Here is a 23,761-nt window from a genome sequence, read left to right as displayed (position 1 = left end):
ATTTACCTTCGCAACTCTCGGCAGAAGCGATGTCAAACGGGGTGCTATCCACTGATTCTGGCTAGTGATCAACGAAGGAGTGTTTGCACATGGCAGAACGTAAACAACCCTCGCAACAACAGGAGCGGCAGCCGGGCAGGGAATATGCGATGGAGCCTGAGCCCGAGTTCATTCGTGATAGCTATCGAGGTAGCGATAAACTCCGCGACAAGGTAGCTGTCATCACCGGTGGCGACAGCGGTATAGGACGAGCCGTTGCGCTGCATTACGCCAGGGAGGGGGCCGACTGTGTTCTCGCCTATCTCGAGGAAGCTCGTGATGCCGAGAGAACCCGCGAACTGGTAGAAGCCGAAGGCCGGCACTGCCTGCTGCTGAAGGGCGATGTCGGTGATGCAAACTTCTGTCGCGAGGTCATCGACAGGACGGTCGAGACCTTCGGCAAGCTCAACATCCTGGTCAACAATGCCGCAGAGCAGTACGACTGGGTTGACGTCACCCAGATTCCCGACACGCAACTGCTGCGTACCTTCCAGACCAATATCTTCAGCCACTTCTACATGGTCAAGGCGGCGTTGCCGCATATGCAGAAGGGCGACAGCATCATTGCGACTTCCTCCATCAATGCCTTCAAGGGCAACGACACTCTGATCGATTACTCCGCGACCAAGGGCGCGATTCAGGGGCTTGTTCGTTCGTTGGCGATATCGCTGGTCGACAAGGGGATTCGCGTCAACGCTGTTGCCCCCGGACCAGTGTGGACGCCATTGATACCGGCCAGCTTCGATGCCGAGAAGGTCGCTACGTTCGGTGGCCAGGTGCCCATGGACCGCGCGGGGCAGCCCAGTGAAATGGGGCCTGCCTACGTATACCTGGCCAGTGAAGAGTCGTCTTACATGACGGGACAGACACTGCATCTCAACGGCGGTGTGGTGCTCAACACCTGATGGTGGCGTCGCCACAAACGTGATGACGCCGTTATCAAGAGGAAGGAGGCAAGCATGCCAGCAAAATCCAAAGCTCAGCAGATGGCAGCGGGCGCAGCCCTGGCGGCCAAACGCGGTGAACAGAAAGTGAGCGAGTTGGAGGGGGCTGCCAGGTCCATGTACGACTCCATGGATGAAGCTGAACTGGAAGCAATGGCGTCTACAAAACGCAGCGACAAGCCGCGGCATGACTCGCAGTCGTGACCAGGCTTTCAACCACCGATTGACAAGGGCACCAGCACCAGCCAGTTCCGGAGGAAGATGCTCGTGGCGGGCATCATTCTCCACCGAGGCTGGTGGCCTTATGGCGCAACTACCCGAGGTCGCCCCTTATCGCGAGCAAAGGAGAGTTTGTTCATGGCCAATAATCCCTACACTGAATCCAATCGAGATGCTGCCCACGATACCGAGTGCCACTCCGATGATGACAGCAAGTCTGATCTTCTGGAGGCTTATCGTAGCGACGCCGAAGGACATGATCTGCGGACCAATCAGGGCACTCGCATCGCGGATGATCATAATTCGCTGAAAGCAGGAGAGCGTGGGCCTACCCTGCTGGAAGACTTCGTCTTCCGCGAAAAGATGAACCACTTTGATCACGAGCGGATTCCCGAGCGTATCGTTCACGCCCGGGGAGCCGCAGCCCACGGCTATTTTCAGCCCTACAAGGCCGCCGCACGCTATTCCAGGGCAGGTCTGTTCAAGGATACGTCCCGGAAGACGCCGGTGTTCGTGCGCTTTTCCACCGTTCAGGGCGGCCGTGGCTCGAATGATACCGTGCGCGATGTACGTGGCTTTGCCGTCAAGTTCTACACCGACGAAGGCAACTGGGATCTGGTCGGCAACAACATGCCGGTGTTCTTCATCCAGGATGCGATGAAGTTCCCCGACTTTGTGCACGCGGTGAAGCCTGAGCCACACAACGAAATCCCCCAGGGCCAGTCGGCCCACGATACCTTCTGGGACTTCGTGTCGCTGATGCCCGAGAGCGCGCATATGGTGCTGTGGACGATGTCGGACCGGGCATTCCCGCGCCACTATCGTTATATGGAAGGCTTCGGTGTCCACACGTTCCGACTGATCGATCGTGAGGGTAAGGCGCGCTTCGTCAAGTTTCACTGGAAGCCGCTGGCGGGCACTCACTCACTGATCTGGGACGAAGCCCAGAAGCTGTGGGGGCGAGATCCCGACTTCAACCGTCGCGAGATGTGGGGGGATATCGAGAACGGCGATGCACTGGAATGGGAACTCGGCATTCAGGTGGTGGAAGAGGACGATGAACACGCCTTCGATATCGATATTCTGGACCCGACCAAGTTGATTCCCGAAGAACAGGTTGCGGTGACACCGATCGGCAAGATGGTGCTCGACCGCAATCCCGACAACTACTTTGCCGAAACCGAACAGGTGGCCTTCAACCCCGGCAACGTGGTGCCCGGGATCGACTTCAGCAATGATCCGTTGCTTCAGGGACGGCTGTTCTCTTATCTGGATACCCAGATGCTGCGTCTGGGTGGGCCGAACTTCCACGAAATTCCGATCAACCAGCCGGTATGCCCCTTCCACAATCATCAGAGGGATGCCCCGCATCGTCAGACCATCAACAAGGGGCAGGCGTCCTACGAGCCGAACTCCATCGACGGCGGCTGGCCCACAGAGACACCTCCAGCGCCGGAGAACGGCGGCTTCGAGAGCTACAACGAGCGCATCGATGCCCATAAGATTCGGGCTCGCAGCGAGTCCTTTGGTGACCACTACTCTCAGGCGCGGCTCTTCTGGCACAGCCAGAGCGAGGTCGAGCAGGAGCACATCATTGCGGCTTACACCTTCGAGTTGTCCAAGGTCGAGCGCCCCTGGATTCGTGAGCGCGTCATTCAGAATATCCTGCCCAACATCGACATGGAGCTTGCTCGTCGGGTTGGCGAGGCGCACGGCATCGAGCCACCCGATCATGCCCCGGCAGTGAAAGAAGAGTTCGGTAAATCGGCGTTGGATTCATCCGCGGCATTGAGCCTGCTGCACCGACAGCAGCCGGATATTCGCTATCGCAAGGTCGCTATCCTGGTGGCCAATGGTGTCGATGGCGAGCAGGTCGAGGCGCTGCAGAAGAAGCTTGAAGAAGAGGGGGCCGCCGGCTTGACGATTGCACCGTCCATGGCGCCAGTCAGTACCCTGCAAGGGGGTAGTTTGACGCCGGACGCGATGCTCAATGGGCTGCCCTCCGTCACGATGGATGCGGTAGTCGTGGCTGGTGGCGTCGATAGCGTCGCGACCCTGACCGGGATGGGGTTGGGGCTCTACTATGTCCAGGAGGCCTATAAGCACTTGAAGCCGATTGCCGGCCTTGGCGATGCCCGCAACCTGCTCGATGCCGCAGGCATTTCGGCGCCGGAAGAGGGCATTATGCAGGCTGATTCGGTCGATGGGATCTATGCGGATTTCCGCGAAGCCCTGCTTGGCCACCGGGTCTGGTCGCGTGATGCCAAGGCCAACCAGATGCCGGCCTGACGGATCGGATCGATACTGGTGGTGGCTTTGTCACTCAATGCTGGCAAGGCCTTGATGTAGTCGGTACAACGAGCCCCCGTTGGGATTCCCCGGGGGCTATTTACCTGCTCGAGTGCCATGTTCGGTGGTGCGAGTAGGGCGCGCTTGCTCCGCTTCAGCGATCAAGAGTTTTCTCTGCTTCAGCGATCGAGATAGTTGCGATAGATCCTGGCCATCTTCTTGCGATCCCGGTAACCGCGCAGCTGTTGGGTTTCGACATGGGCGGGCCTGGCCAAGCCATCGTCATCGAAAATGAAGGTGCGCATGGCTCCCATGATGCCCGGGGACGAGCTGTAGATGTAGAGCACCAGCAGTTCCAGCTTGTAGTCGTCGTCGCCATTACACAGTGTGTTCCTGTCTTCCTCGATCTCGGACTTTCGAGCGCGTGCTACCAGAGAGCCAATCTCCCCAGCGTCAACGTGGGCGTTGGAGGGTAGCGGGCCCTGTAGCGTTCCTTCCGACAACGACGTGGGCGTGTTGCCGCTGGCGTCGGTCTCCAGGTCGGAGACAGTGCAACGCCTGACGCCGTCCTTGTCGTGCAGCCATACCTGCACCGTTTCGATATGTACACCTTCGGCACTCATGTTGCTGACCAGGCAGCGACCATGGGTCGATAGCCCCATGACTTGATTGATGACGACTTTTGGTCGCCGTTGGCGCAGATAGCCTGCCAACAGGAGCTGTGCGTAGAAGATCCACACAGCCAGAGTTGCCAGACTGGTCATGAACTGCAGAAAGCTGCTGTGGTTGGAGATCCATTCCATCATGGTCGTCGGTACCTTGCTTGACGTGGTTTGCGATTCGGGTCCTGATCAAGGTGCCAGAGGACCCCATTCAATCCAGGTTGTGCGACCGGCTCGTGTCAACGTCGACTTGGCAAACCCTAAGTTGAAGTAGGGCAGGGGCAGGATCATGAGCTGGTCTCGTACTGACTGGCGTGAAGGAGGCTGAAGGGACTGCTGCTGGTAACGCGAGCAGGGCGCCGATATCACGGTGAAGTACGCAGGTTGACGGCACTCGATACCAGGGGCAGAAGCCGAGATGCATGAAGGATATTGATGCTGCTTGAAAATGGGGAAACCATCGGCGGTGACCGCCGGGTGGCTTCCCCTGAATCTTACGGAGAGTTTTCAGTAGCGCTTCTGCTCCCGGATGTCATGGTTGGATGCGGGAGCGGGTGAGTCCGATTCGAGATGTCACTATTGCGCTTCTTCCTCCGTCATGGCTTCACGACTCTCTTGCATGGCGTCACTACTGCCTTCCTCGACCAGTGATGAGTCGTCCGGCAGTGGTTCACCATCGCCAGAGCTTTCCGCGCTGGCCTCACGGCTTTCCTTCATGGCGTCACTACTGCCTTCCTCGACCAGTGATGAATCGTTCGGTAGCGGATCACCAGTGCCGGATTCTTCCATCATGGCCTCCTGGCTTTCCTGCATGGCGTCACTACTGCCTTCCTCGACCAGTGATGAATCATTCGGTAGCACGTCACCAGCGCCAGCTTCTTCCATCATGGCCTCCTGGCCTTCCTGCATGGCATCACTGTCTGCCAGGGCCATGGAAGGCAGCAGCAGCGAGCCGCAGAGAAGCGCTGCAAACAGGGTTGTGCTGGGGCTCAATACCTTAAGCATGTCACACCTCCTTGGTATGGTAACGATGTCCACACCTGCTGCTATCTCGGGATATGCGGGTAGACATCATTCATCAACCTGGTTGATTTAGAGTGAACTGTCCACGGTCAGTCGGAGGGTGGGAGAAACAGGTGAAAATGCAGGCTCCACTGGTCACGTTTCAGTGATCGCCAGGAGGAGAAGGGAAGCTTTCGATAATACACACCGTCTATCGATATTCTCTTACATATCGCATAAGTGATCTCTTACATCAATTCTCCCAGCCTTTGGTTATTCTGCTCCTGCGATGCGACACACCCATGGATGGGTTTGGTGCCAGGATGGCGGTCGCGTCGTCGTGGGATACTTCTCTCTTGTCGGCCAGGGATGGCTGTTCCACGACAGACAGCCGGTTCTGAAGTGTTTACGTCATTCATCCGCAACGCTCAGCCGTTGGCGGATTGGTGTCCGCTGGCGCATAGCCAGCGAAGTTCCCCTCATCGATGACCCGTCCGGGCTAGACCTGTACCACTACATCCAGGCTAATGGGAGTGGTAACTTGCTCCGCCCGATAATGTGTTGCTGCTATACCTTCATCGATACGCTCGATCCAATCGTCCAACTGTCCGCAGGAACTGGAGTGGTGCACGAACTATTGTGTCATTGCTACTGATTTTTTTACGTCCATTATCAGTATGCATAAAAATGATAGAGGGCAACGGAGCAGATGGCCCGAAAAGTTGCCCTTTCTGGTGGAAGAATATCAGTCTTGATACTCGTCAGCAGTTTTCTTTAACTGATCACGGAACTGGAATATATCGTTGACGGAAAGAATGTCTACGCGTTCTTCATTCTTGTTGGTGAAGAATCCTATACGCTTGATGGATTTGGAATTAAAGTGAAAGCGGCATATGGGCTTTCTGTTGTTGTCGTCGAGAAGCACTGCGCAATATGATTTTGCATCGCGCATGGCAATGCGGCTAACATCAATATTCTCCGCTAGAATCGAACGGACAATATTATAGGCATCTATTTCTTCTTGAGTAGTCTCTATTCCATCGTCGTTGATTGAAGTGTCGTCGACTATGGATATATCTGATGCTGAAGGAGGTTGAGTGTCAACGTCATTGCTGGCTAGGGCGCCACGCAGCCGCTGTGCAACTTGCTCCTTGATATATAGCTTGCTTGCATCTCGGACAATTGGGGTGAACTCATCTATCACTTGTCGTGTCTGCCGACCATCGTATATTTTTCCTACTATATACTTCACGAACTCTTCAGGTGTTTCTCGAAATACCTCGTCAATAGCCTGTTTTGCTAGATTGGTGTATTTCAGCCGGTTGGCTGTGCTGAGTATAGCCTGAACATCAAAGTTTGGCTTCGTGAACTTCCGTAGCTCTTCAATATCCTGGTCGTTGAAGTCTCTAAGGTGGAAGGTGAAGAAGGGGCGGTTATCCAGCTTGTTTTCAAAATCCAGGTCAGAGTAGAAACGATATTCAAAGCCATTGGTCAGGATTGCAAACTTCGCATCCGTGCATGAGAAGTATCGATATAATTGATTGTATTGGACGTTGGAAAGGTTGGTGCCTATGGGTTTGCATTCAACCAGGATGGAAAGATTGCCATCGGCTCTTATGGCGTAGTCAACCTTCTCGCCTTTCTTGGTACCAACATCTGCCGTGAATTCCGGAACTACCTCTCTAGTGTCAAAGGGGTCGTAACCAAGAGCGTTGATAAACGGCAGCACTAAAGCTGTCTTTGTGGCTTCTTCATTCTTGATATGATCGACTTGGTCCTGACCACGTCGTGCGATGCCTGATAGTTTCTCGCTTAGCTCCATGATGACTCCCTGCAACCGTGTATTTTTATGATATGTGCCGCGTTAAGCATCTTAAGGCTAGACCGGTGGGAGCAAGACCGCCAAAGGAGGATCGCTCTCGACCAGAGAAGAACATGACTGCCAAGTGATACGGTGTGGTGGTTGGTTCGGAGGGTTCCGAGTGGTGTTCCTTGTTCAACCGTTGGGCATTCAAGGCTATAGCGCTGGTTATGGCTGCGATCGGGAGACTGGCGGCGAGGGGCTTGGGAAGGTTGGCGGTGAGCAGGCATGCCATTCTATGCAAGGACATGTCATGTAGTGACTGTTATGCCAAAAAGAGATAACGTTATTTCTTTATCATAATTGGGAGCCTTGTGTCCGAAGGGCCCAATGTCCCCAGTCGACTCGCCAACAACGGAGGCTACTCCATGTCTCAACAGCCGATCGTCGAGGCTTTCTCCAACGAGCCCACCAATACCTTCAGTTATGTTGTGCTCGATCCGGCCTCCAGGGCCTGCGCCATCATTGATTCCGTACTCGACTTCGATGCTGCTGCAGGCCGCACCGATGCCCGTTCTGCCGAGGAGATTCTGTCCTTCGTACAGGATCAGGGCCTGACGGTGGAATGGGTTCTGGAGACTCATGTCCATGCCGACCACCTCTCGGCAGCGCCTTATCTCCAGCAACGACTTGGCGGTAAGGTCGGTATCGGGGCCAGGATCGTCGAGGTGCAGGAGGTTTTTGGTAAGGTCTTCAATGCCGGCACCGAGTTTACCCGGGATGGCAGTCAATTCGATCGACTCTTTGAAGATGGGGAAGTTTTTTCCATTGGCACTCTGGAAGGCCGAGTGCTGCACACTCCGGGTCATACTCCGGCTTGCTTGACCTATGTCATCGGCAACGCAGCCTTCGTTGGCGATACCCTATTCATGCCCGATTACGGTACGGCTCGCTGTGACTTTCCTGGTGGTGATGCGCGTACTCTGTTTCGCTCCATTCACAAGGTACTGGCGCTACCCGCCGAAACCCGACTCTTCCTGTGCCACGATTACAGGACGCCGGAGCGTGAGGCGTTCCGCTACGAGACCAGCGTGGCCGAGCAACGTGCCGACAATATCCATGTTCACGATGGGGTCGGTGAAGACACCTTTGTCAGGATTCGCGTCGAACGCGATGCCACGCTCGGTATGCCACGCCTGATCCTGCCGTCAGTACAGGTCAATATGCGTGCCGGACAGATGCCACCTGCCGAGGACAATGGTCAGGTCTATCTCAAGGTGCCGATCAATCTCTTTTGATCCTGAGCGGCGTCTTCGAGTCCTGGCGCTGTCTGACTAATGGAGCTCGTCATTCGATTCGGGTCTCTGAAGCTCGATGTATCGACGCTATCGGGGGGTTGGGGAAATGTCCTACAGCCGTATGGGAAGGCGGTGGCTGTTGGCGATGAGAGCGATGAGAGATAGTACTCATGGCTTCAGGGGGAGGGGATATCTCCATGGATGGAGTGCTTCTCTTCGTGACGCCACCCTTGGCAATCAGGGTTCCTTGACGCGCTATAACCATAGCTTGTCAGGGAAGTTTGAGGGTCATGCGATCTCATATCCCTACCATCTCTGATGGTATTGCCGGCGGATTTTTCCGCCGGTTTTTTTATGCCCCCATCTGCTGTATCAATACCAGGCCGTCAGCGGCCAGGTGGTGATACAGCGTGGCACAGCCCACACCAATCAAGATGATGCCGCCGAGTATCTCGGCCCGTTGACCGATGGCAGCGCCGACTCTGCGTCCAATCATGACACCGGTGGTGGACATGATAGTGGTCGCCAGGCCGATGGCCAGTGCGGTCAGCCAGATGTTGACGTCCATGAAGGCGAGACCGATACCGACAGCCATGGCATCGAGACTGGTCGCGATGGCGGTGGCGACAATCAGCCACCAACTGGGGTTGCGAGAAGAACTGCCGCAGCACTGGTCGTCCGCTTGCTGTGGCTTCAGGCCAGCGAAGATCATTCTGCCACCGAGCAGCAGCAGCAGGGTGAAGATCACCCAGTGGTCCCAGTCACGCACCAACTGAGAGGCCCCCATCCCCAGTAACCAGCCGAGAACCGGACTGATCATTTCAATCACACCAAACACCAGGCCCGTCTTGAGCGCAACACTGAAGCGTGGCTGCTGCATGCAGGTTCCCTTGCACAGCGACGCGGCAAAGGCGTCGGTGGACATGGAAAAGGCCAGCAGTGTGGTGGAAACCAGGCTCATGGGGCGCATCCTGCTAGTGGGGTGAAGCACCTGCCGTACCATCTCGGCGGGACAGGGATCTATTGCGTTCATGGTGCCAAATAGTTCCGATTTGTGACGCTTTTTACGCGAAAAATCGCGGACTATTTTGCTGAACTGGCGACACTCAATCGAGTTTGTCGAGGCCATCTTATATGACTTGAAATGTTCGTCAACTCATTGCTCTGGTTGGGTTTTTAAGTGTCGACAAACTTTTATAGCCAGTGCTATGGATCATGTGTTTGGCAATGAATTCGTGGATGTCGCGTTACAAACCTTGCGAAAGTGTGAATCGGAAATTTGCCAGCATGGCCAGTATTTCTTGCGACGATTGCAGGAATATTGATAGATGCAATGGATCCATTGTTTGCGGGTGGAGCTCATCATGTTCAAAGGCGGCGGTGATCGGGGCGACCGAGAGATTACGGCGACCGAGAGACTACGGTGACCGAGAGACTACGGTGACTGGGCGTCCGCAGTAGACGAAAAAACGACACCCTCGATTTGACCGAGGGTGTCAGGGGCTGTGGGATTGCGAAGGCAAACCGGGATTAGTGTTGCAACGACTCGAGAATCTTCCACGCCGCTTCTGCACGCTCGCCATTGGGGTAGCGTCCATTGGCGAGAATCACGATGCCCTGTTCGCGGGATGGCATGAAGGCAGCGTAGGCACCGAATCCGCCGGTCGAGCCGGTCTTGTGATACCAGCGCTGGGGCTGTGGGTCGCCAGAGGTCTTCAGCAGGGTGGCAGGTTGAGGCTCCAGCGCCATTTGCGCAGAGGTGCCTGCGTGGAGCGTATCCAGAGTGACCGGCAGCGCGTAGCTCTCCCAGCCGAACCCCTGCAGCATGTCGCCGACCTCGGCGTAGCCATGCTGGGTTTCCAACAGGCTGTGAGACATGGGGTTATCCTGCTGGTAGGCATCGATATTGGCCTGAACGAAGCGTGCCATATCCAGCGCGGTTGTCTTGATGCCATAGGCCTGGGCGTCCATGGCGCCGGGGTGGACCCTCACGGGTTCTCCGTCGTCGTTGTAACCTTGGGCATAGTGGCTTTTCTGTGCTTCGGGGACATTCAGCCAGGTGGACTGAAGTCCCAGCTCGGGGAGCACTTCGTCCTGCATCAACTGGCTGAAGGGCTTGTCGGCACTGCGCGCTGCCAGCGCACCGAACAGGCCGATGCTGGGATTGGAGTACAGGCGCTGGGTGCCGGCCGGGTATTCGGGTTGCCAGTTACGGTAGTAGTCGTTGACGTTGTCTTGCGCAACCCCTTCGGGGAACTGCAACGGCAGGCCACCAGCTGTATAGGTTGCCAGCTCGACCATGGAAGCCTTGCCTGCCGGACTATCGGCGAGCTCTGGTGCAATGGAGGCAGCAGTGTCGCTCCATTTGAAGCTTCCCTGCTGATGTACCCTGGCGGCGAGCGTCGAGGTGAATGTCTTGCTCACTGATCCGATCTCGAACAGGGTGTCGTCGTTTACGGCGGTTTCAGTGTCACGAGAAGCCACGCCATAGTGGCTGACGCACAGCTGGCCATGATCCACCACCGCCACGGATACACCGGCCATATGATGGCGGCTCATCAGTGTGTTGATCTGCTGATCAATGGTGGTATTGGCGCAGGGCTCGGCTGCTGCGTGGGCAGAGCCAGCTGCGACAGCAAGCACAAGAGGAAGCAGGCGATTCAGCATGGCAGGAGTTCCTTTGCAAACAATAATCCAGTTTATGGGTAGGTAGCTTTGCGCTGCTGAAATAGAGTAGAAAGGCAGAGGTACACTGCACAAACGATCATTTCTACCTTCTGGCACAAACTGGATTTGTAGCTGATATGGATCGCCATCAACTTCCACTGAATGCGTTACGTGCCTTCGAGGCTGCGGCACGGCACTCCAGCTTCACTGGTGCGGCCAATGAGCTCTGTGTCAGCCAGGCGGCGGTCAGTCATCAGGTGCGTAGCCTTGAGGCGCTGTTGGGAGTGGCACTGTTTCGTCGCTTACCGCGTGGCCTATGCCTGACCAGTGAAGGTGAGCTGTTGTTTCCCATGCTGCGCGATACGCTGGACAGGCTGTCGCAGACCCTGGAAATACTTTCCGACGGCGCTCGTCGCGAGGTGCTGAGCCTGGGAGTCGTCGGTACCTTCGCTGCGTGTTGGTTGTTGCCGAGGCTCGAGGATTTTCGTCAACGATTCCCGTTCGTTGATGTAAGAGTCGCGACCCACAACAACCGCGTAGAACTGGCAACCGAAGGCTATGACATGGCGATTCGTTATGGCGGCGGCGCCTGGCATGGTGAATTGGCGGTGCATTTGATGGATGCACCTTTAAGTGTCCTTTGTGCTCCACAGGTAGCTCAGGATCTACATGCTCCAGTCGATGTTCTTGGTCAGACGTTGCTGCGTTCCTTTCGCAGCGATGAGTGGCAGACCTGGCTGGCGGCGGCAGGTGTAGATCCGTATCTGCGATTACCGGATAGCGTGATTCTGGATTCGTCGTTGGCGATGATGGAAGCGGTGGTGCAGGGCACCGGTGTAGCACTGGTGCCTGTGCCGATGTTCGAACGTCAATTGACCAGTGGCGCGATTGTCAGGCCCTTCGAGACCCAGGTGGTACTGGGGAGCTATTGGCTGACACGCCTGCAGTCGCATCCCGAGAGTGCTGCCATGTCAGTGTTTCGTCGCTGGTTGATCGAACAGGCGCACAATGCGCCGCGCAACTCTCCGGAAGCTTCAGTCGTGACGCTCGCCTGAGCTCGGGTTGGCGGGTGCGTTGACGTCGACGCTGTGGATGACTACGTCCTCCAACTGCTGGCAGAACAATTCAAAGGCTTCGCTGGCATGACCTGGGCGTCGATGCATCTCGATCTCGACCTGACCGAGGGCGGGGAGTCCACTGGATTCATCAATGATGTGACAACCCGGTGGGATGCTGCGCGGTGTCTTGACCGAGATTGCCAGCCCGGCTTGTACCGGCAGGTTGATACCGGTCGGGGACTGGCTGGTATAGCGTAACTCCCAGCGCCGTCCCTGTCGGCCCAGTGCTGCCAGTGCATGAGCGCGAAAGATGCAGCCCTCGGGGTTCAACGCCAGCGGCAGCGAGTGGCCTCGAGTGGGGTCGGAATCTTCAGCTGCGACCCACACCATGGGCTCCCAGCCCAGCAGTTGCCCTGACTGGGTGGGTTCGTGGCGTACCGACAGCACAACATCGAGCAGGCCCTGCTGGAAATCCTCGACCAGATTGGCACTGATATCGCAGATCACCTCAATACGAGTATTGGGATAGACCTCGGCAAAGCGGGGCAACAGCTCCGGCAGATAGGCATTGGCCTGTTCTTCTGAGGTACCGAAGCGGATGCGTTCGCCAAGATGCCGTTCACCGAGGGCCTCACGGGCTTCATCCTCAAGTTTGAGCATGTGGCGTGCGTACGGCAGCAGACGCTCACCATCGACAGTGAGGATCACACTGCGGCTGGTGCGTGCGAACAGTGCTTTACCCATCTGGTCTTCCAGGCGTTTTATCTGCAGGCTGATGGCGGATTGGGTGCGATGCAGTACTCGCCCAGCGGCACTGAAGCCCTGACATTCAGCGACGGTCACAAAGGCTCGTAGTAGGTCGGTATCCATAAGAGATCAATTAGTAGTTGCAATAGGTGGCATCTTAACCATTCATTTCTATGATTGAAACTGGCTCTCTATGCTGTGAACATTCATTCAACAGCAGTTGGAGTCAATCCCATGCAGGCCATTGACGCCGCAGAGAGCAATACTCTCGAGGGTCTGATCGACCTTGCCCGGTACCCCATCAATCGATTGGATAGCGATGCAGGTCAGGCACTGATCAAGCAGTGCCGGCAGCAGTTGGGCGATGACGGTTGTGTGGTACTGAAGAACTTCGTGCCCGAGGAGGCACTTGAGGTGCTCGAGAAGGAGACCGAACGCCTGTCTCCCGATGCCCACTACAACCAGACCGAGACCAACCCGTACAACAATGCGGGTGACGACAGCAAGCCGGCCTCACACCCGCTCAATCGCTTCGATGATCGCACCAATGGCTTTGTCGCCGGTGATCGAATCGATAACGACACCATCCTTCGTCAGGTGTACCAGAACCCCGGTTTCCAGCGTTTTATAGCATCGGTGGTGGGTATGGACGAGATTCATCCCTACGCGGATCCGCTGGCTGATCTGGTGGTCAACGTGTTGCGTGAAGGCTGCCAGCATCCCTGGCACTACGATACCAACCAGTTCATCGTCACCATGATGACGCGTCAGTCCCATGGCGGAGGTGTTTTCGAGTACGTGCCGGGTATCCGCAACCCCGAGAGCGAAAACTTTGATGACGTGCAGCAGGTGCTGGACGGAGATCATTCCAGAGTGCGCTCACTTGAACTGCAGCCAGGTGATCTGCAGGTCTTCTTCGGACGTTACTCACTGCATCGTGTTACGCCGGTGGTCGGTGACCGAGAGCGTCATACAGTGATCTTTGCTTATGCCAGCGAGCCGGGCTTCATTGGACGCCCTGAGCGCGCGCAGCGGATCTTTGGACGCATGGCGCCGATCCACGAGAAGCTGCTGGCCGAGGGCATGCAACGCAGCGACAAGCTGGTTGACTGATCGCGGGTCGCAGCACAGCACCCTGCTTACCCATCATTCCCACTGGAAATACGGACCCTGACATGAGCATCGTCGATTTCGACAACCTGACGGACCATGAACCGGACAGCATTCCGGTCATTCCCTCGGCACCTATGGCCAACGGTGACAGCATCCCGACAGCGTTTGATCCGCGTCAGTTGCGTGCCGGTAGGCTGCAACGCTTGCGTGCCATGATGGTCGAGCAGGGCTATGCAGCGGTGGTGCTGTTTGACCCCAACAACCAGCGCTATGCGACTGGCTCGCGCAACATGTTTGGTTACTTCCTGCGTAACTCGACTCGCTATATCTATGTGCCGATCGAAGGCCCGGTGATCCTGTTTGAATACCCGGGGAGCGCACATGTTTCGACCTGGCTGGAAACCATCGATGAGGCCCGCACCTCCAAGGTGGTGTGGTCGGCAGTCAACCAGCGTGACAATCTGTCATCTGATCCCTTTGGTATCGAGATCGCTGAGCTGGTCAAGGAGCATGGAAGGGGAGGGCTCAAGGTTGGCCTGGACCGCTGTACCTTGAATCTGGCTAGATCGTTGGAAGCTCAGGGCCTGGATGTCTTCGATTGCATGCAGGACACTCTGCATTGCCGACGGATCAAGACTCCCGAAGAAGTGGCGTGTCTGGCGCAATCAATGGCTGCCAGTGAAGCCGCCGTGGCCGAGGTCGAGGCTGCCATAAAGCCAGGTATCACCGAGAACGAACTGTTCGCCATCATGTACGGTAACGTGATCAAGCAGGGCGGTGAGTTCATCGAGACGCGTCTGTTGTCGTCTGGGCCGCGCACCAATCCCTGGTTCAACGAGGCCAGCGATCGCGTGATTCGTCCCGGAGAACTGGTGGCACTCGACACCGATACCATCGGTTGCCACGGCTATTATTCCGATTTCTCGCGTACCTTTCATGTTGGACCCAGCCGTCCCAGCGACTACCAGCGCAGTCTCTATCGCATGGCCTGGGAGCAGGTTCACCACAATATGAATCTTCTCAAGCCCGGGCTGAGCTACCGTGAACTTGCCGAGCAGGCATGGAAGATTCCCGAGCGTTTCCTCGATCGCCGCTATCCGTCGATCATTCATGGTGTCGGCATGCATGGCGAAACGCCGTTGGTTGCACACCATATGGATTTCGACCGCTTCTCCAAGGACGGTGTCCTGGAGCCGGGTATGGTCGTTTCAGTGGAGAGCTACATTGGCGAAGTGGGGGCTGCCGATGGTGTCAAACTGGAAGAGGAAGTGCTGATCACCGAGACAGGCTTCGCGAAGCTGTCACGTTACCCCTTCAATGATGATCTGTTGGCCCGCGAATTCTAGGCTTTTATCATCATGGCTACTTCGGTTGCCTGAACGCTCAGGCAACGACATCACCCCGGTATATGCCGGGGTGATGTCGTTTGTGGATCATGACCCATTGCCAGTCCTGATTCATTCAGTCCATCAGTGACGCTGGACTGCCATGGTGTAGGTCAGAAGCTGGTTGTCCAGGTGTCGATGACCTGCAACTGATCATCGACGAGGTGCAGGTGGCGCCACTTATCGAAGGTCATGCAAGGATGGGAGGCACCGAAGGCGACGATATCGCCGATCTGGGTGTCGTGATCGCCTGTCGGCAATTCGATGAAGGTGTGCTGATCCATCTGTTTGACGACCTTCCAGCCTTCGACGCTCAATACTTGATCGCTGCTGGCACCTTCGCGATAGCGAGCCAGTGCCTCCGGAGGCATGTCATAACCGATATCACGCTTGCCGAGGGCGATGATCGCCAGGCCCGGCTCAGGCAGTGATTGCACCTGCGCGAAAACTTCGAGTGCTGGGCGCAGCCCCTCGTGCAGGTCCGGGCGGCGAGAGAGAACGCCTTGCTGCGCCTCGCGGTAGATACCGTGATCATGTACCACATAGCAACCGGGGCGTAGCACCGGCGCAAAACGATCTTCCAGACCGCCATCGCGGAACTCTTCGGCGATCAGGTCGTACCAGGCGGATCCGGATGCCGTAATGATCGGCTGATCCACCCCGATCAGACCCTCGCGCTCGAGCGCTTCAGCATTGGTCACCATACGTTGGGCATAGGCGCGGATACCGGCGATGGGATCATCGCCGTGTACGACCCCTTCATAGCCTTCGAGGCCGGCCAGTTTCAGGCCGGGGTGCGCGGCAATCTGGCGTGCCAGGGCGAGGACATCTTCATCGCTGCGACAGCCGGTACGTCCACCATCAACCCCCAGTTCGACGAGTGTCAGTAGCGCAAGACCTTCAGCGGCGAAGAACTCACCGAGTTGTTTGGCGTTCTCACCACTGTCCACTGTGACGTACAGCTCGGCTCCGGCGCGCACCAGCTCTGCGGCAATTGCCATGTTGGCACGTCCGACCAGTTGATTGGCCAGTAACAGGCGCTCAACACCCGCGGCGAAAGCCGCACGACACTGCGGCAGCGTGGCCAGGGTGATCCCCCAGGCACCAGCCTCCAACTGACGGCGAAACAGCTCGGGCGTCATGGTGGTCTTGCCGTGCGGTGCCAGATGGGCACGATGGCTCTCGGCGAATTTCTGCATCCAGACCAGGTTGTGAGCCAGCGGAGATTGCTTGATCACCGCCGCTGGCAGACTGACGTCTGCAAGCAGTTTGTTGCCGCTTTCGAGAGTTCCCTTGTGGCCACCCCGGGAGTCGATGCGAGCGCTTTCGTGTGCCATGGCGAATACCTGCAGATAGAGAGATGAAGAAAGGGTAGTTCGGTGCCGCTGAAAGTGCGGCCGGTGGCGAGCATCTACCTGAAGGGCAGAGTCCTGAAAACAGAGCCCCGAAAACAGAGCCCCGAAAACAGAGCCCTGCCGGTGCTCATGGCCAGGAGCAATGCTGAACCCTCGATGCTTGCCTAACGTGTTGTCCTTGAACTTTTGTCGAAAATTTTCATGATTTGTTGACTGAATGTTATAAACTACCATAACGTGATTATCAGTATCTACCCTATAGGTTGAAGCTCCGTTCCGGGGGCAGGGTAGGGACCAGATTCGGTAGGGCATCCAGACGATGAGGGAGGAGGGCACGTGAGCCAGCAGATCGACATCCTGTCGCGGATTACCGCCTGTGTTGGCTCGTTGAGCGAGTCCGAACGCAAGGTCGCGGAACTGGTTTTCGAGGACATTGACCTGTTCACCGAAGCCAGCATCACTGATATCGCTCGGCGTGCTGGAGTCAGTGAGGCGACAGTGACTCGCTTCGCCCGCTCGGTGGGTTGCAGCAACGTGCGTGACCTGAAACTGCGATTGACCCGTGCGCTCGCTGCGGGGCGCCGCTTCATCCAGGATGCCGACCCTTCGGATGGTCCGGGGGTGGTCTACGACATCGCGACCCAGACACTGGCCACCAACCGAGAGTTGCTGCTGCAGGCAGATATCGCGGGTGCGGTCGAACGGCTCGACAACGCGCGCCAGATTCTGGTGTTCGGCAGTGGTGGCGGTTCCAGCGTGATGTGTCAGGAATTCCAGTTCCGCCTCGTGCGCCTCGGTTATGCGGTGAGCGCGTACCCGCAGAGCCTGCTGCCACGCATGGTGGCTTCGACACTGGATCCCGAGGATGTCGTGGTAGTGCTCTCGGTCTCGGGCTATACCCCGGAAATGGTCGATTCGGCTCGGATCGCCCGCCAGTACGGCGCTCAGGTGATTGCCATCACTGCGATTGGTTCGCCGCTGGCGGCCAATGCCGACGTGGCATTACCGATCGTGACCCGTGAAACCGACCTCATACACCATCCTTCAGCGTCACGCTATGCGTTGATGGCTGCCATCGACGTGCTTGCGCTGGAGCTGGCCATGCGCCACCGCGACCGAGCTCGCGACAAGCTGCGCCGTCTGAAGATCACGCTGGACGATCATCGCGGCGGTGATGATCGCCAGCCGCTTGGAGACTGATATGCACCATGACCTGTTGATTCGTCGCGCCACCGTGCTGGATGGCAAGGGCAGTGAGCCCGTCGTCATCGATGTCGCTGTGAAGGGCGACAGAATTTCTGCGCTTGGTGAGCTGGATGCCCACACTGCTGATGATGTAGTGGAAGCCCATGGTCTGGTACTGACGCCGGGTTTCATCGATGTGCACACCCACGATGACACCAACGTGATCCGTACTCCCGAGATGCTGCCTAAACTCAGCCAGGGTGTGACCACGGTGATTGTCGGTAATTGTGGTATCAGCGCATCGCCAGTAACGCTACGTGATGAAGTGCCTGACCCGATGAACCTGCTGGGCGATGTCGCTGACTTCGCCTGGCCGACCTTCGCCGATTATGCCACCGCGGTGGATAAGGTCTGCCCGGCAGTCAATGTGGCGGCCTTGATCGGCCACACCAGCCTGCGTAGCCAGGTGATGGATGACTTCAAACGTCCGGCATCTGCCGAGGAAGTGGCTGGTATGCGTGTCGCGCTGGAGCAGGCGCTGGCCGATGGCGCCCTGGGGCTGAGCACCGGGCTGGCATATCGCAATGCCTTTCATGCTCCGGACACTGAGGTTCTGCCTCTGGCCGAAGCCGTTGCCAATGCCGGCGGCATCTATACCACCCATCTGCGCGATGAGTTCGCTGGACAGGCAGCGGCCATGGATGAGGCCTTTGCAACCGCTTCCAAAGCTGGCGCTCCGTTGGTCATCTCTCATCTCAAGTGTGCGGGGGCCGGAAACTGGGGCCAGGCGCCGCGGGCGCTCAAGCAGCTCGAAGACGCTGCACAGCAGCAGCGTGTGCACTGCGACTGCTATCCCTATACCGCCGGTTCCTCGACGCTGGATCTCGGTCAGGTAACCGACGAGATCGCCATCACCATCACCTGGTCGAAGCCGCACCCTGAGCAGGCGCGCCGCGCGTTGGCAGATATCGCCGCCGACTGGAAGCTGTCTCTGATGGATGCCGCTCGTCGTCTGCAGCCGGCTGGCGCGGTGTACCACAACATGAGCGAAGACGACATGCGTCTGGTGCTGTCGCATCCGCTGTCCATGGTCGGCTCTGATGGCCTGCCCAATGATCCGCACCCTCATCCGCGCTTGTGGGGAGCATTCCCACGGGTGTTGGCACATTACAGCCGTGACCTGGAACTGATGCCACTGCCCGAGGCTGTGCGCAAGATGACAGGCTTGTCGGCTGCCACCTTCGGTCTCGAGGACCGTGGAGAAATTCGCCAGGGCGCTTTCGCTGACCTGGTGTTGTTCGATCTGGAAGCGCTTGAGGACTCTGCCACTTTTGATGCGCCGATTGCCCCGGCTGCGGGCATCGTGCGCGTGGTTGTCAATGGCGTGACTTCATATGTCGATGGTGTGGCTCGCAAAGCGCGCGGCGGACGCATGTTGCGTCGTTCACAGCGCCTTGCAGCAACGCCACAAACTCATCCCGATAGAAAGGAAAACACTCATGAGCATTAAACGTTATGGCGCAGAAGGCGGTGTAGGCACTGGCGGTCAGCGACTGCCGTTCTCCCGCGCAGTGGAAGCCGGTGGTTGGCTGAAGGTGTCGGGACAGACGCCGATGACCAATGGTGAAGTTGTTGAAGGAGGCATCATCGAACAGTCTCGTCTGGCGTTCGAGAACTGCTTCGCCATCGCCAGGGAGGCGGGGTACGGCGTCGAGGATGTGGTGCACGTCACCGTGGTACTCACCGATGCGCGTTACTTCCAGTCCTTCAACAAGGTCTTCGCCGAGATCTTTCAGGATAACCCGCCGGCACGTATCTGCAGCGTTCAGGACCTGGTGGTCGACTGCAAGGTGGAGGTTGATCTGACCTGCTATCGCGCCGACCGCGCCTGAGTCGGGCCAGGCCGTCAGGCCGCAAGCAGAAATACGACTGGATGAAAGACTAGCAGTAGGGGGCGCCAGATCCCGGCAAGGACCTGGCGCCAGGCACAGCAAACGGCAAACGTCTACTGCCCGGTCGCGGCAACGACCGGGACGACAAGTATAAGAGGTCTGTATGAACAGTCATCTTTTCCTGGTAACTTTCTTTGTCTACATCGTGGCCATGATCCTCTTCGGTTGGTGGGTCTCGCGAAACGATCGTGGTACGGGTGACGACTTTCTTCTCGGGGGACGTGGAGTCCCGATCTTCCTGACCATCGGTACCACGGTGGCGACCATGGTCGGTACCGGCTCCAGTATGGGCGCGGTCGGCTTCGGTTATGCCAATGGCTGGGGGGGCGCGCTTTACGGTATCGGGGGCGCTATCGGCGTGCTGTTGCTGGCGGTGTGTTTCTCCGGCGTACGTCGCTTGCGCTTCATGACCATGAGTGAGGAGCTGTCCTACTACGTTGGCGCCAATCGCATTGTGCGTAACGTTGTAGCGCTGCTGATCTACATCGCCTGTATCGGCTGGTTGGGCGCGCATATCCTCGGTGGCGGCCTGTATCTAGCTTGGATGGCGGATATTCCGGCATGGCAGGCCAAGTTGATCGTTGCGCTTGGCTTCGGTGTCTACTGTGTGATCGGCGGTTATATGGCCGTGGTATGGACCGATACTGTGCAGGCGGTTGTGCTGTTCATCGGTTTCTTCCTGATGGCTGCAGTCGCGGTGTTCGATGCCGGAGGCTTCGGCGCAATCAGCGAGCAGATTGACCCGGCGGCACTCAGTTTCCTTGGTATAGACAAGATCGGACTGATTCCCGCCATTTCTCTGTCAGCAGTCATCGCCGTCGGGGTGCTGGCCACGCCTTCCTTCCGCCAGCGGATCTATTCCGGTGCATCCGCCGGTTCGGTACGCCGTTCCTTCCTGGTGACCGGTGTGCTGTATATGGCGTTTTCCATCGTGCCGGCGATCATCGGTATGGCCACTTATGCGCTGAACCCAGAGTTGGAAAATACCAACTTTGCCTTCCCGTACCTGGCCACTGAGGTGCTGCCGCTGTGGCTGGGCCTGCTGCTGCTCGTCGCTGGCCTGTCGGCCACCATGTCGAGTGCCAGTAGTGACGCCATCGCTGGTGTCACAACCCTGATTCGCGACGTCTATGTGCTGTTCAAGGGTCGTGCGCCCTCGGCGGCCAATGTGGTTCGCTTCTCACGACTGGGGCTGGTATTCACCATTGGTCTGGCGCTGGCCTTCGCGCTGTCTTCGGACAATGTCATCAAGTACATCACCAGCATGGTGTCTACGGTGCTTTCCGGCATGTTCGTATGTGGGATGCTGGGGCGCTTCTGGCCACGTTACAACTGGCAGGGAGCAATGGCATCGCTGGTTGTTGCTTCGGTAACGTCTTTGGTGATGCTCTATGTGATGCCGGATTGGAAGACATTCTGGGGCAACCCGGCGATTCCCTCGGTGGTACTGTCTGCGCTGGCGGGTGTGGTAGTCAGTCTGCTGACACCGGCTTCGAGACTCACCGATGAACAGGCGCTGGAGAAGATTTCCGAGGAGCGTAAGCGCATGGAAGCTGTGCCGGAAGTGCCGTTGGGCAGCAAGGGCAAGCCAGCCGGAGCTTGATGGTCATTTGCAGCATCAATAACAGCGCCCGTGATCCTACGATCACGGGCGCTGTTCGTTAAGAGAACTACGGTCTTGCGGGGTCAGCCTTGCTGGCGCTCCAGGGTGTCAATCAGCCGCTGGCAGATGCCATCAAGGGTTTTCGCCTGACCGGCATCGGCCAATAATCCCTGGTCGTCGAAGGCCTTACCGGCCCCGCCCACAGCCAACTGATCAGGCAGCACCGTAACGCCAATATTACTGAGTAGCTGGCGCAATAATGGCAGGGCACGAAGGCCACCCAACCCTCCCGGTGATGCGCCGCAGATCACGGCGACCTTGTTCTGGTAAGGAAGCAGGCCGTTGGTGTCACCATCCGGGCGCGATACCCAATCGATGGTGTTCTTGAGCAACGGCGTAATGAAGCCATTGTATTCAGGAGAGGCAATAGCGAGCCCCTCGTGCTCCATGAATAGCCGTTTGAGATGGCGGGCATTCTCGGGTAGGCCCACGGCTTCCTCACTATCACCATCGTAGAGGGGCATCGGATAGTCACGCAGATCGATGAAGTTGGCCTCGCCGCCCAGGGCCCCGATGCGTGATGCCATCAATTGCGCCAGGCGCTTGTTGAAAGAGGCTTCGCGGGCACTACCGGCGAATACCAGAATACGAGGGGTATGGCTCATGCGATGCTCCTGTTGGTTGAGACTACTGAACTACGACTTCTGCCACGGAATCGGCGGGGCTTCCAGTCTTGCACCTTGCCAGCCGGGGACGCTACCGAAGCGTTCGCTGGCGGCTTCCCAGTCGCGCTGGGCGTCGATGATCTCCTCACGGCTATGGCCGACGAAGTTCCACCACATCAGAATGTTGTCTTTCAATGGCTGGCCGCCGATCAGCAGGACGCGGCTATCGGTGGCCAGTTGCAGTTCAAGCTGCTGACGCCCCATCCCCAGATAGCCCAGCTCATCGGTGATGAAGGGATCGCCATCGAGGCTGGCGCTGCCTTCGAGCACCAGCAGTCCGTATTCAAAATCCTCACGCAAGGGCAGAGTAATACGGCTGTCACTGCCGACAACATCGATGCCAACCAATGGCGAAAAGCTCAAGGTGGCGGCTTGCCGCCCTTCGAACTCGCCAATCAGCAAAGTGAAATCAGCGCCGTCGCGTGTCCATTGCGGCAGTTCGGCGTAGTGATCGAAGCGCGGCTCTATATGACGGTGCGCGTGGGGCAGGGCGATCCATAGTTGGGCGGCATGTAGGCGAGGAGAGTTGTCGAGGCTGACTTCGGTATGGCTGATGCCATGTCCCGCGGTCATCAGATTGACCTCGCCGGGGCGAATTACCTGATCGCTGCCGAGACTGTCGCGGTGGTGAACCTCACCTTCGAGTATCCAGGTAAAGGTCTGTAGGCTGGTATGCGGATGTGGCCCGACTTTCATCCCTTGGCTTTCGCGCAGGATGCTGGGGCCAGCATGGTCGAGAAAACACCAGGCGCCGATGGTGCGCCGCTCTCGGGTGGGTATGGCGCGATGAATCGGCAGTCCACCCACATCGGCTTCTCGCGAGGTGATGTGCTGAATCTGACGGCGCCCGTCGACAACGGGGCAATCACGGGATGCAGAGACTCGGGTTGGGGTTTCGTGAAGACTCATGATCATGCCTCGAGAAGGGTGCCAGTTGAGGATAGCCTGATTTCAGTACCCACGGAGCCATCCGGGCCTTGGACGAATGGCTTCGTGGCCTCATCCCAGGGGCAGTGTTATCGGGCTTGTTGGGCATAGCTCTGCATCAGGTTCGAGTAGGCGGGCAGGTGGCCAGCCAGGAGACCTCCGAAACCTTCGATGTCATTGCGCCAGTCGCGATGCAGTTCTCCGCCGACGGCAAACCAGGACATCAGCTGAACGCCTGCCTGGCTCATGCGTTGCCATGCAGCATCGCGAGTGACAGGGTTGAAGGTACCCGAGGCATCAGTGACGACAAAGACGTCATAACCCGCTTCGACGGCGGACAGCGCCGGGAAGGCAACGCAGACTTCGGTGACGACACCGGCAATCAACAATTGCTTCTTGCCGGTGGCCTTGACGGCGGCCACGAAATCTTCGTTGTCCCAGGCATTGATCTGCCCCGGACGGGCAATATAGGGCGCTTCGGGAAACATCTCCTTGAGTTCAGGGACCAGGGGGCCGTTGGGGCCGTCCTCGAAGCTGGTGGTGAGGATCGTCGGCAGCTCAAAGAAGCTGGCGATATCGGCCAGTGCCAGCACATTGTTCTTGAACACGTCGGGATCGAAGTCTCTGACCAGAGACAGCAGTCCTGCCTGGTGGTCGACCATCAGTACCGCGACGTCGTCCTTGTTGAGTCGAACATAGGGCTTGCTCATGATGTACCTCCAGAAGATGCCTGGGGAAGACCTCACCGTCGTGGAGCCATGGATGACGGTGAGGTCGGGACAGGGCGTGT

21 protein-coding genes are annotated in these 23,761 nt (G+C 57.6%); 11 read left to right on the top strand and 10 right to left on the bottom strand.

Features of this window, described 5'->3' with window-relative positions:
- Positions 1-89: 89 nt before the first annotated feature.
- The 3 genes from AR456_RS13310 (at position 90) to katE (ending at position 3,491) form a co-directional block, all read left to right on the top strand.
- Positions 90-944: an SDR family oxidoreductase gene (locus AR456_RS13310; protein WP_021818884.1), complete on the top strand. Its 855-nt coding sequence runs from the start codon at positions 90-92 to the stop codon at positions 942-944.
- A 54-nt stretch (positions 945-998) separates the two neighbouring features.
- The gene (locus AR456_RS13305) at positions 999-1,187 is read left to right on the top strand and encodes a DUF3008 family protein (protein ID WP_021818885.1); all 189 of its coding nucleotides are present in this window, start codon (positions 999-1,001) and stop codon (positions 1,185-1,187) included.
- A 153-nt stretch (positions 1,188-1,340) separates the two neighbouring features.
- Complete coding sequence (gene katE / locus AR456_RS13300) at positions 1,341-3,491, top strand: catalase HPII (RefSeq protein ID WP_021818886.1); 2,151 nt, start codon at positions 1,341-1,343, stop codon at positions 3,489-3,491.
- Between the two features lie 179 nt (positions 3,492-3,670).
- Here katE and AR456_RS13295 read toward each other — a convergent pair whose 3' ends face one another.
- From AR456_RS13295 to AR456_RS13285, 3 genes are all read right to left on the bottom strand, one after another.
- Positions 3,671-4,297 (bottom strand): hypothetical protein, encoded by a 627-nt coding sequence (locus tag AR456_RS13295; RefSeq protein ID WP_021818887.1) that lies wholly within the window; start codon positions 4,295-4,297, stop codon positions 3,671-3,673.
- A gap of 432 nt (positions 4,298-4,729) precedes the next feature.
- Complete coding sequence (locus AR456_RS13290; protein WP_021818888.1) at positions 4,730-5,158, bottom strand: hypothetical protein; 429 nt, start codon at positions 5,156-5,158, stop codon at positions 4,730-4,732.
- A gap of 742 nt (positions 5,159-5,900) precedes the next feature.
- Positions 5,901-6,977 (bottom strand): type I restriction endonuclease, encoded by a 1,077-nt coding sequence (locus tag AR456_RS13285; protein ID WP_021818889.1) that lies wholly within the window; start codon positions 6,975-6,977, stop codon positions 5,901-5,903.
- 407 nt (positions 6,978-7,384) lie between these two features.
- Between AR456_RS13285 and AR456_RS13280 the strand changes: the two genes are divergently transcribed.
- Entirely contained in the window at positions 7,385-8,254 is an 870-nt protein-coding gene (locus tag AR456_RS13280; RefSeq protein WP_021818890.1) for an MBL fold metallo-hydrolase, read from the top strand.
- Positions 8,255-8,606: 352 nt separating this feature from the next.
- On the opposite strand, the gene mntP is transcribed toward AR456_RS13280, so the two are convergent.
- Together mntP and ampC are read right to left on the bottom strand one after the other, a co-directional pair.
- Positions 8,607-9,215: a manganese efflux pump MntP gene (gene mntP / locus AR456_RS13275; RefSeq protein WP_021818891.1), complete on the bottom strand. Its 609-nt coding sequence runs from the start codon at positions 9,213-9,215 to the stop codon at positions 8,607-8,609.
- A gap of 569 nt (positions 9,216-9,784) precedes the next feature.
- Complete coding sequence (gene ampC / locus AR456_RS13270) at positions 9,785-10,921, bottom strand: class C beta-lactamase (RefSeq protein WP_021818893.1); 1,137 nt, start codon at positions 10,919-10,921, stop codon at positions 9,785-9,787.
- A 137-nt stretch (positions 10,922-11,058) separates the two neighbouring features.
- Here ampC and AR456_RS13265 point away from each other — a divergent pair, with 137 nt between their 5' ends.
- Positions 11,059-11,976, top strand: a complete 918-nt coding sequence (locus tag AR456_RS13265; RefSeq protein ID WP_021818894.1) for a LysR family transcriptional regulator — start codon at positions 11,059-11,061, stop codon at positions 11,974-11,976.
- Here AR456_RS13265 and AR456_RS13260 read toward each other — a convergent pair.
- The gene (locus AR456_RS13260) at positions 11,956-12,849 is read right to left on the bottom strand and encodes a LysR substrate-binding domain-containing protein (RefSeq protein WP_021818895.1); all 894 of its coding nucleotides are present in this window, start codon (positions 12,847-12,849) and stop codon (positions 11,956-11,958) included. The two genes, AR456_RS13265 and AR456_RS13260, sit on opposite strands and share 21 nt — an antisense overlap.
- Before the next feature lie 111 nt (positions 12,850-12,960).
- Here AR456_RS13260 and AR456_RS13255 point away from each other — a divergent pair, with 111 nt between their 5' ends.
- Together AR456_RS13255 and AR456_RS13250 are read left to right on the top strand one after the other, a co-directional pair.
- The gene (locus AR456_RS13255; protein WP_021818896.1) at positions 12,961-13,839 is read left to right on the top strand and encodes a HalD/BesD family halogenase; all 879 of its coding nucleotides are present in this window, start codon (positions 12,961-12,963) and stop codon (positions 13,837-13,839) included.
- Positions 13,840-13,901: 62 nt separating this feature from the next.
- The gene (locus tag AR456_RS13250) at positions 13,902-15,185 is read left to right on the top strand and encodes a M24 family metallopeptidase (RefSeq protein ID WP_021818897.1); all 1,284 of its coding nucleotides are present in this window, start codon (positions 13,902-13,904) and stop codon (positions 15,183-15,185) included.
- Positions 15,186-15,337: 152 nt separating this feature from the next.
- On the opposite strand, the gene AR456_RS13245 is transcribed toward AR456_RS13250, so the two are convergent.
- Entirely contained in the window at positions 15,338-16,561 is a 1,224-nt protein-coding gene (locus AR456_RS13245) for an amino acid deaminase (RefSeq protein ID WP_021818898.1), read from the bottom strand.
- 354 nt (positions 16,562-16,915) lie between these two features.
- Between AR456_RS13245 and AR456_RS13240 the strand changes: the two genes are divergently transcribed.
- The 4 genes from AR456_RS13240 to AR456_RS13225 all read left to right on the top strand — a co-directional run bounded on the left by AR456_RS13240 (position 16,916) and on the right by AR456_RS13225 (position 21,319).
- The gene (locus AR456_RS13240) at positions 16,916-17,779 is read left to right on the top strand and encodes a MurR/RpiR family transcriptional regulator (RefSeq protein ID WP_021818899.1); all 864 of its coding nucleotides are present in this window, start codon (positions 16,916-16,918) and stop codon (positions 17,777-17,779) included.
- A 1-nt stretch (position 17,780) separates the two neighbouring features.
- Complete coding sequence (locus AR456_RS13235; protein ID WP_031207727.1) at positions 17,781-19,274, top strand: N-acyl-D-amino-acid deacylase family protein; 1,494 nt, start codon at positions 17,781-17,783, stop codon at positions 19,272-19,274.
- The gene (locus AR456_RS13230) at positions 19,264-19,656 is read left to right on the top strand and encodes a RidA family protein (protein ID WP_021818901.1); all 393 of its coding nucleotides are present in this window, start codon (positions 19,264-19,266) and stop codon (positions 19,654-19,656) included. The genes AR456_RS13235 and AR456_RS13230 overlap by 11 nt, the downstream gene beginning before the upstream one ends.
- A gap of 163 nt (positions 19,657-19,819) precedes the next feature.
- On the top strand, positions 19,820-21,319 hold the full coding sequence (locus tag AR456_RS13225) for a sodium:solute symporter family protein (protein WP_021818902.1): 1,500 nt from the start codon (positions 19,820-19,822) through the stop codon (positions 21,317-21,319).
- An 83-nt stretch (positions 21,320-21,402) separates the two neighbouring features.
- Here the strand turns inward: AR456_RS13225 and AR456_RS13220 are convergent, their stop codons facing one another.
- The 3 genes from AR456_RS13220 to ycaC form a co-directional block, all read right to left on the bottom strand.
- Positions 21,403-21,984: an NADPH-dependent FMN reductase gene (locus AR456_RS13220; RefSeq protein ID WP_021818903.1), complete on the bottom strand. Its 582-nt coding sequence runs from the start codon at positions 21,982-21,984 to the stop codon at positions 21,403-21,405.
- Positions 21,985-22,014: 30 nt separating this feature from the next.
- Positions 22,015-22,953 carry a pirin family protein gene (locus AR456_RS13215; RefSeq protein ID WP_021818904.1) on the bottom strand — a complete coding sequence of 313 codons (939 nt, stop codon included), beginning with the start codon at positions 22,951-22,953 and terminating at the stop codon, positions 22,015-22,017.
- Between the two features lie 107 nt (positions 22,954-23,060).
- The gene (gene ycaC, locus AR456_RS13210; RefSeq protein WP_021818905.1) at positions 23,061-23,681 is read right to left on the bottom strand and encodes an isochorismate family cysteine hydrolase YcaC; all 621 of its coding nucleotides are present in this window, start codon (positions 23,679-23,681) and stop codon (positions 23,061-23,063) included.
- Between the last annotated feature and the right edge of the window lie 80 nt (positions 23,682-23,761).

Source organism: Halomonas huangheensis (assembly GCF_001431725.1).
In the GTDB taxonomy this organism is placed as follows: domain Bacteria; phylum Pseudomonadota; class Gammaproteobacteria; order Pseudomonadales; family Halomonadaceae; genus Halomonas; species Halomonas huangheensis.
Note: the sequence above shows the minus strand (reverse complement) of the source record. Positions and strands in the feature narration are given on the sequence as shown.

Bases quoted from the DNA above. Each gene is read 5' to 3' on its own strand.
- AR456_RS13255 (WP_021818896.1), top strand. From the start codon at position 12,961: ATGCAGGCCATTGACGCCGCAGAGAGCAATACTCTCGAGGGTCTGATC.
- AR456_RS13305 (WP_021818885.1), top strand. From the start codon at position 999: ATGCCAGCAAAATCCAAAGCTCAGCAGATGGCAGCGGGCGCAGCCCTG.
- ycaC (WP_021818905.1), bottom strand. From the start codon at position 23,681: ATGAGCAAGCCCTATGTTCGACTCAACAAGGACGACGTCGCGGTACTG.
- AR456_RS13220 (WP_021818903.1), bottom strand. From the start codon at position 21,984: ATGAGCCATACCCCTCGTATTCTGGTATTCGCCGGTAGTGCCCGCGAA.
- ampC (WP_021818893.1), bottom strand. From the start codon at position 10,921: ATGCTGAATCGCCTGCTTCCTCTTGTGCTTGCTGTCGCAGCTGGCTCT.
- AR456_RS13310 (WP_021818884.1), top strand. From the start codon at position 90: ATGGCAGAACGTAAACAACCCTCGCAACAACAGGAGCGGCAGCCGGGC.
- AR456_RS13250 (WP_021818897.1), top strand. From the start codon at position 13,902: ATGAGCATCGTCGATTTCGACAACCTGACGGACCATGAACCGGACAGC.
- AR456_RS13295 (WP_021818887.1), bottom strand. From the start codon at position 4,297: ATGATGGAATGGATCTCCAACCACAGCAGCTTTCTGCAGTTCATGACC.
- AR456_RS13260 (WP_021818895.1), bottom strand. From the start codon at position 12,849: ATGGATACCGACCTACTACGAGCCTTTGTGACCGTCGCTGAATGTCAG.
- katE (WP_021818886.1), top strand. From the start codon at position 1,341: ATGGCCAATAATCCCTACACTGAATCCAATCGAGATGCTGCCCACGAT.
- AR456_RS13235 (WP_031207727.1), top strand. From the start codon at position 17,781: ATGCACCATGACCTGTTGATTCGTCGCGCCACCGTGCTGGATGGCAAG.
- AR456_RS13265 (WP_021818894.1), top strand. From the start codon at position 11,059: ATGGATCGCCATCAACTTCCACTGAATGCGTTACGTGCCTTCGAGGCT.
- AR456_RS13285 (WP_021818889.1), bottom strand. From the start codon at position 6,977: ATGGAGCTAAGCGAGAAACTATCAGGCATCGCACGACGTGGTCAGGAC.
- mntP (WP_021818891.1), bottom strand. From the start codon at position 9,215: ATGAGCCTGGTTTCCACCACACTGCTGGCCTTTTCCATGTCCACCGAC.
- AR456_RS13245 (WP_021818898.1), bottom strand. From the start codon at position 16,561: ATGGCACACGAAAGCGCTCGCATCGACTCCCGGGGTGGCCACAAGGGA.
- AR456_RS13290 (WP_021818888.1), bottom strand. From the start codon at position 5,158: ATGCTTAAGGTATTGAGCCCCAGCACAACCCTGTTTGCAGCGCTTCTC.
- AR456_RS13215 (WP_021818904.1), bottom strand. From the start codon at position 22,953: ATGAGTCTTCACGAAACCCCAACCCGAGTCTCTGCATCCCGTGATTGC.
- AR456_RS13230 (WP_021818901.1), top strand. From the start codon at position 19,264: ATGAGCATTAAACGTTATGGCGCAGAAGGCGGTGTAGGCACTGGCGGT.
- AR456_RS13225 (WP_021818902.1), top strand. From the start codon at position 19,820: ATGAACAGTCATCTTTTCCTGGTAACTTTCTTTGTCTACATCGTGGCC.
- AR456_RS13280 (WP_021818890.1), top strand. From the start codon at position 7,385: ATGTCTCAACAGCCGATCGTCGAGGCTTTCTCCAACGAGCCCACCAAT.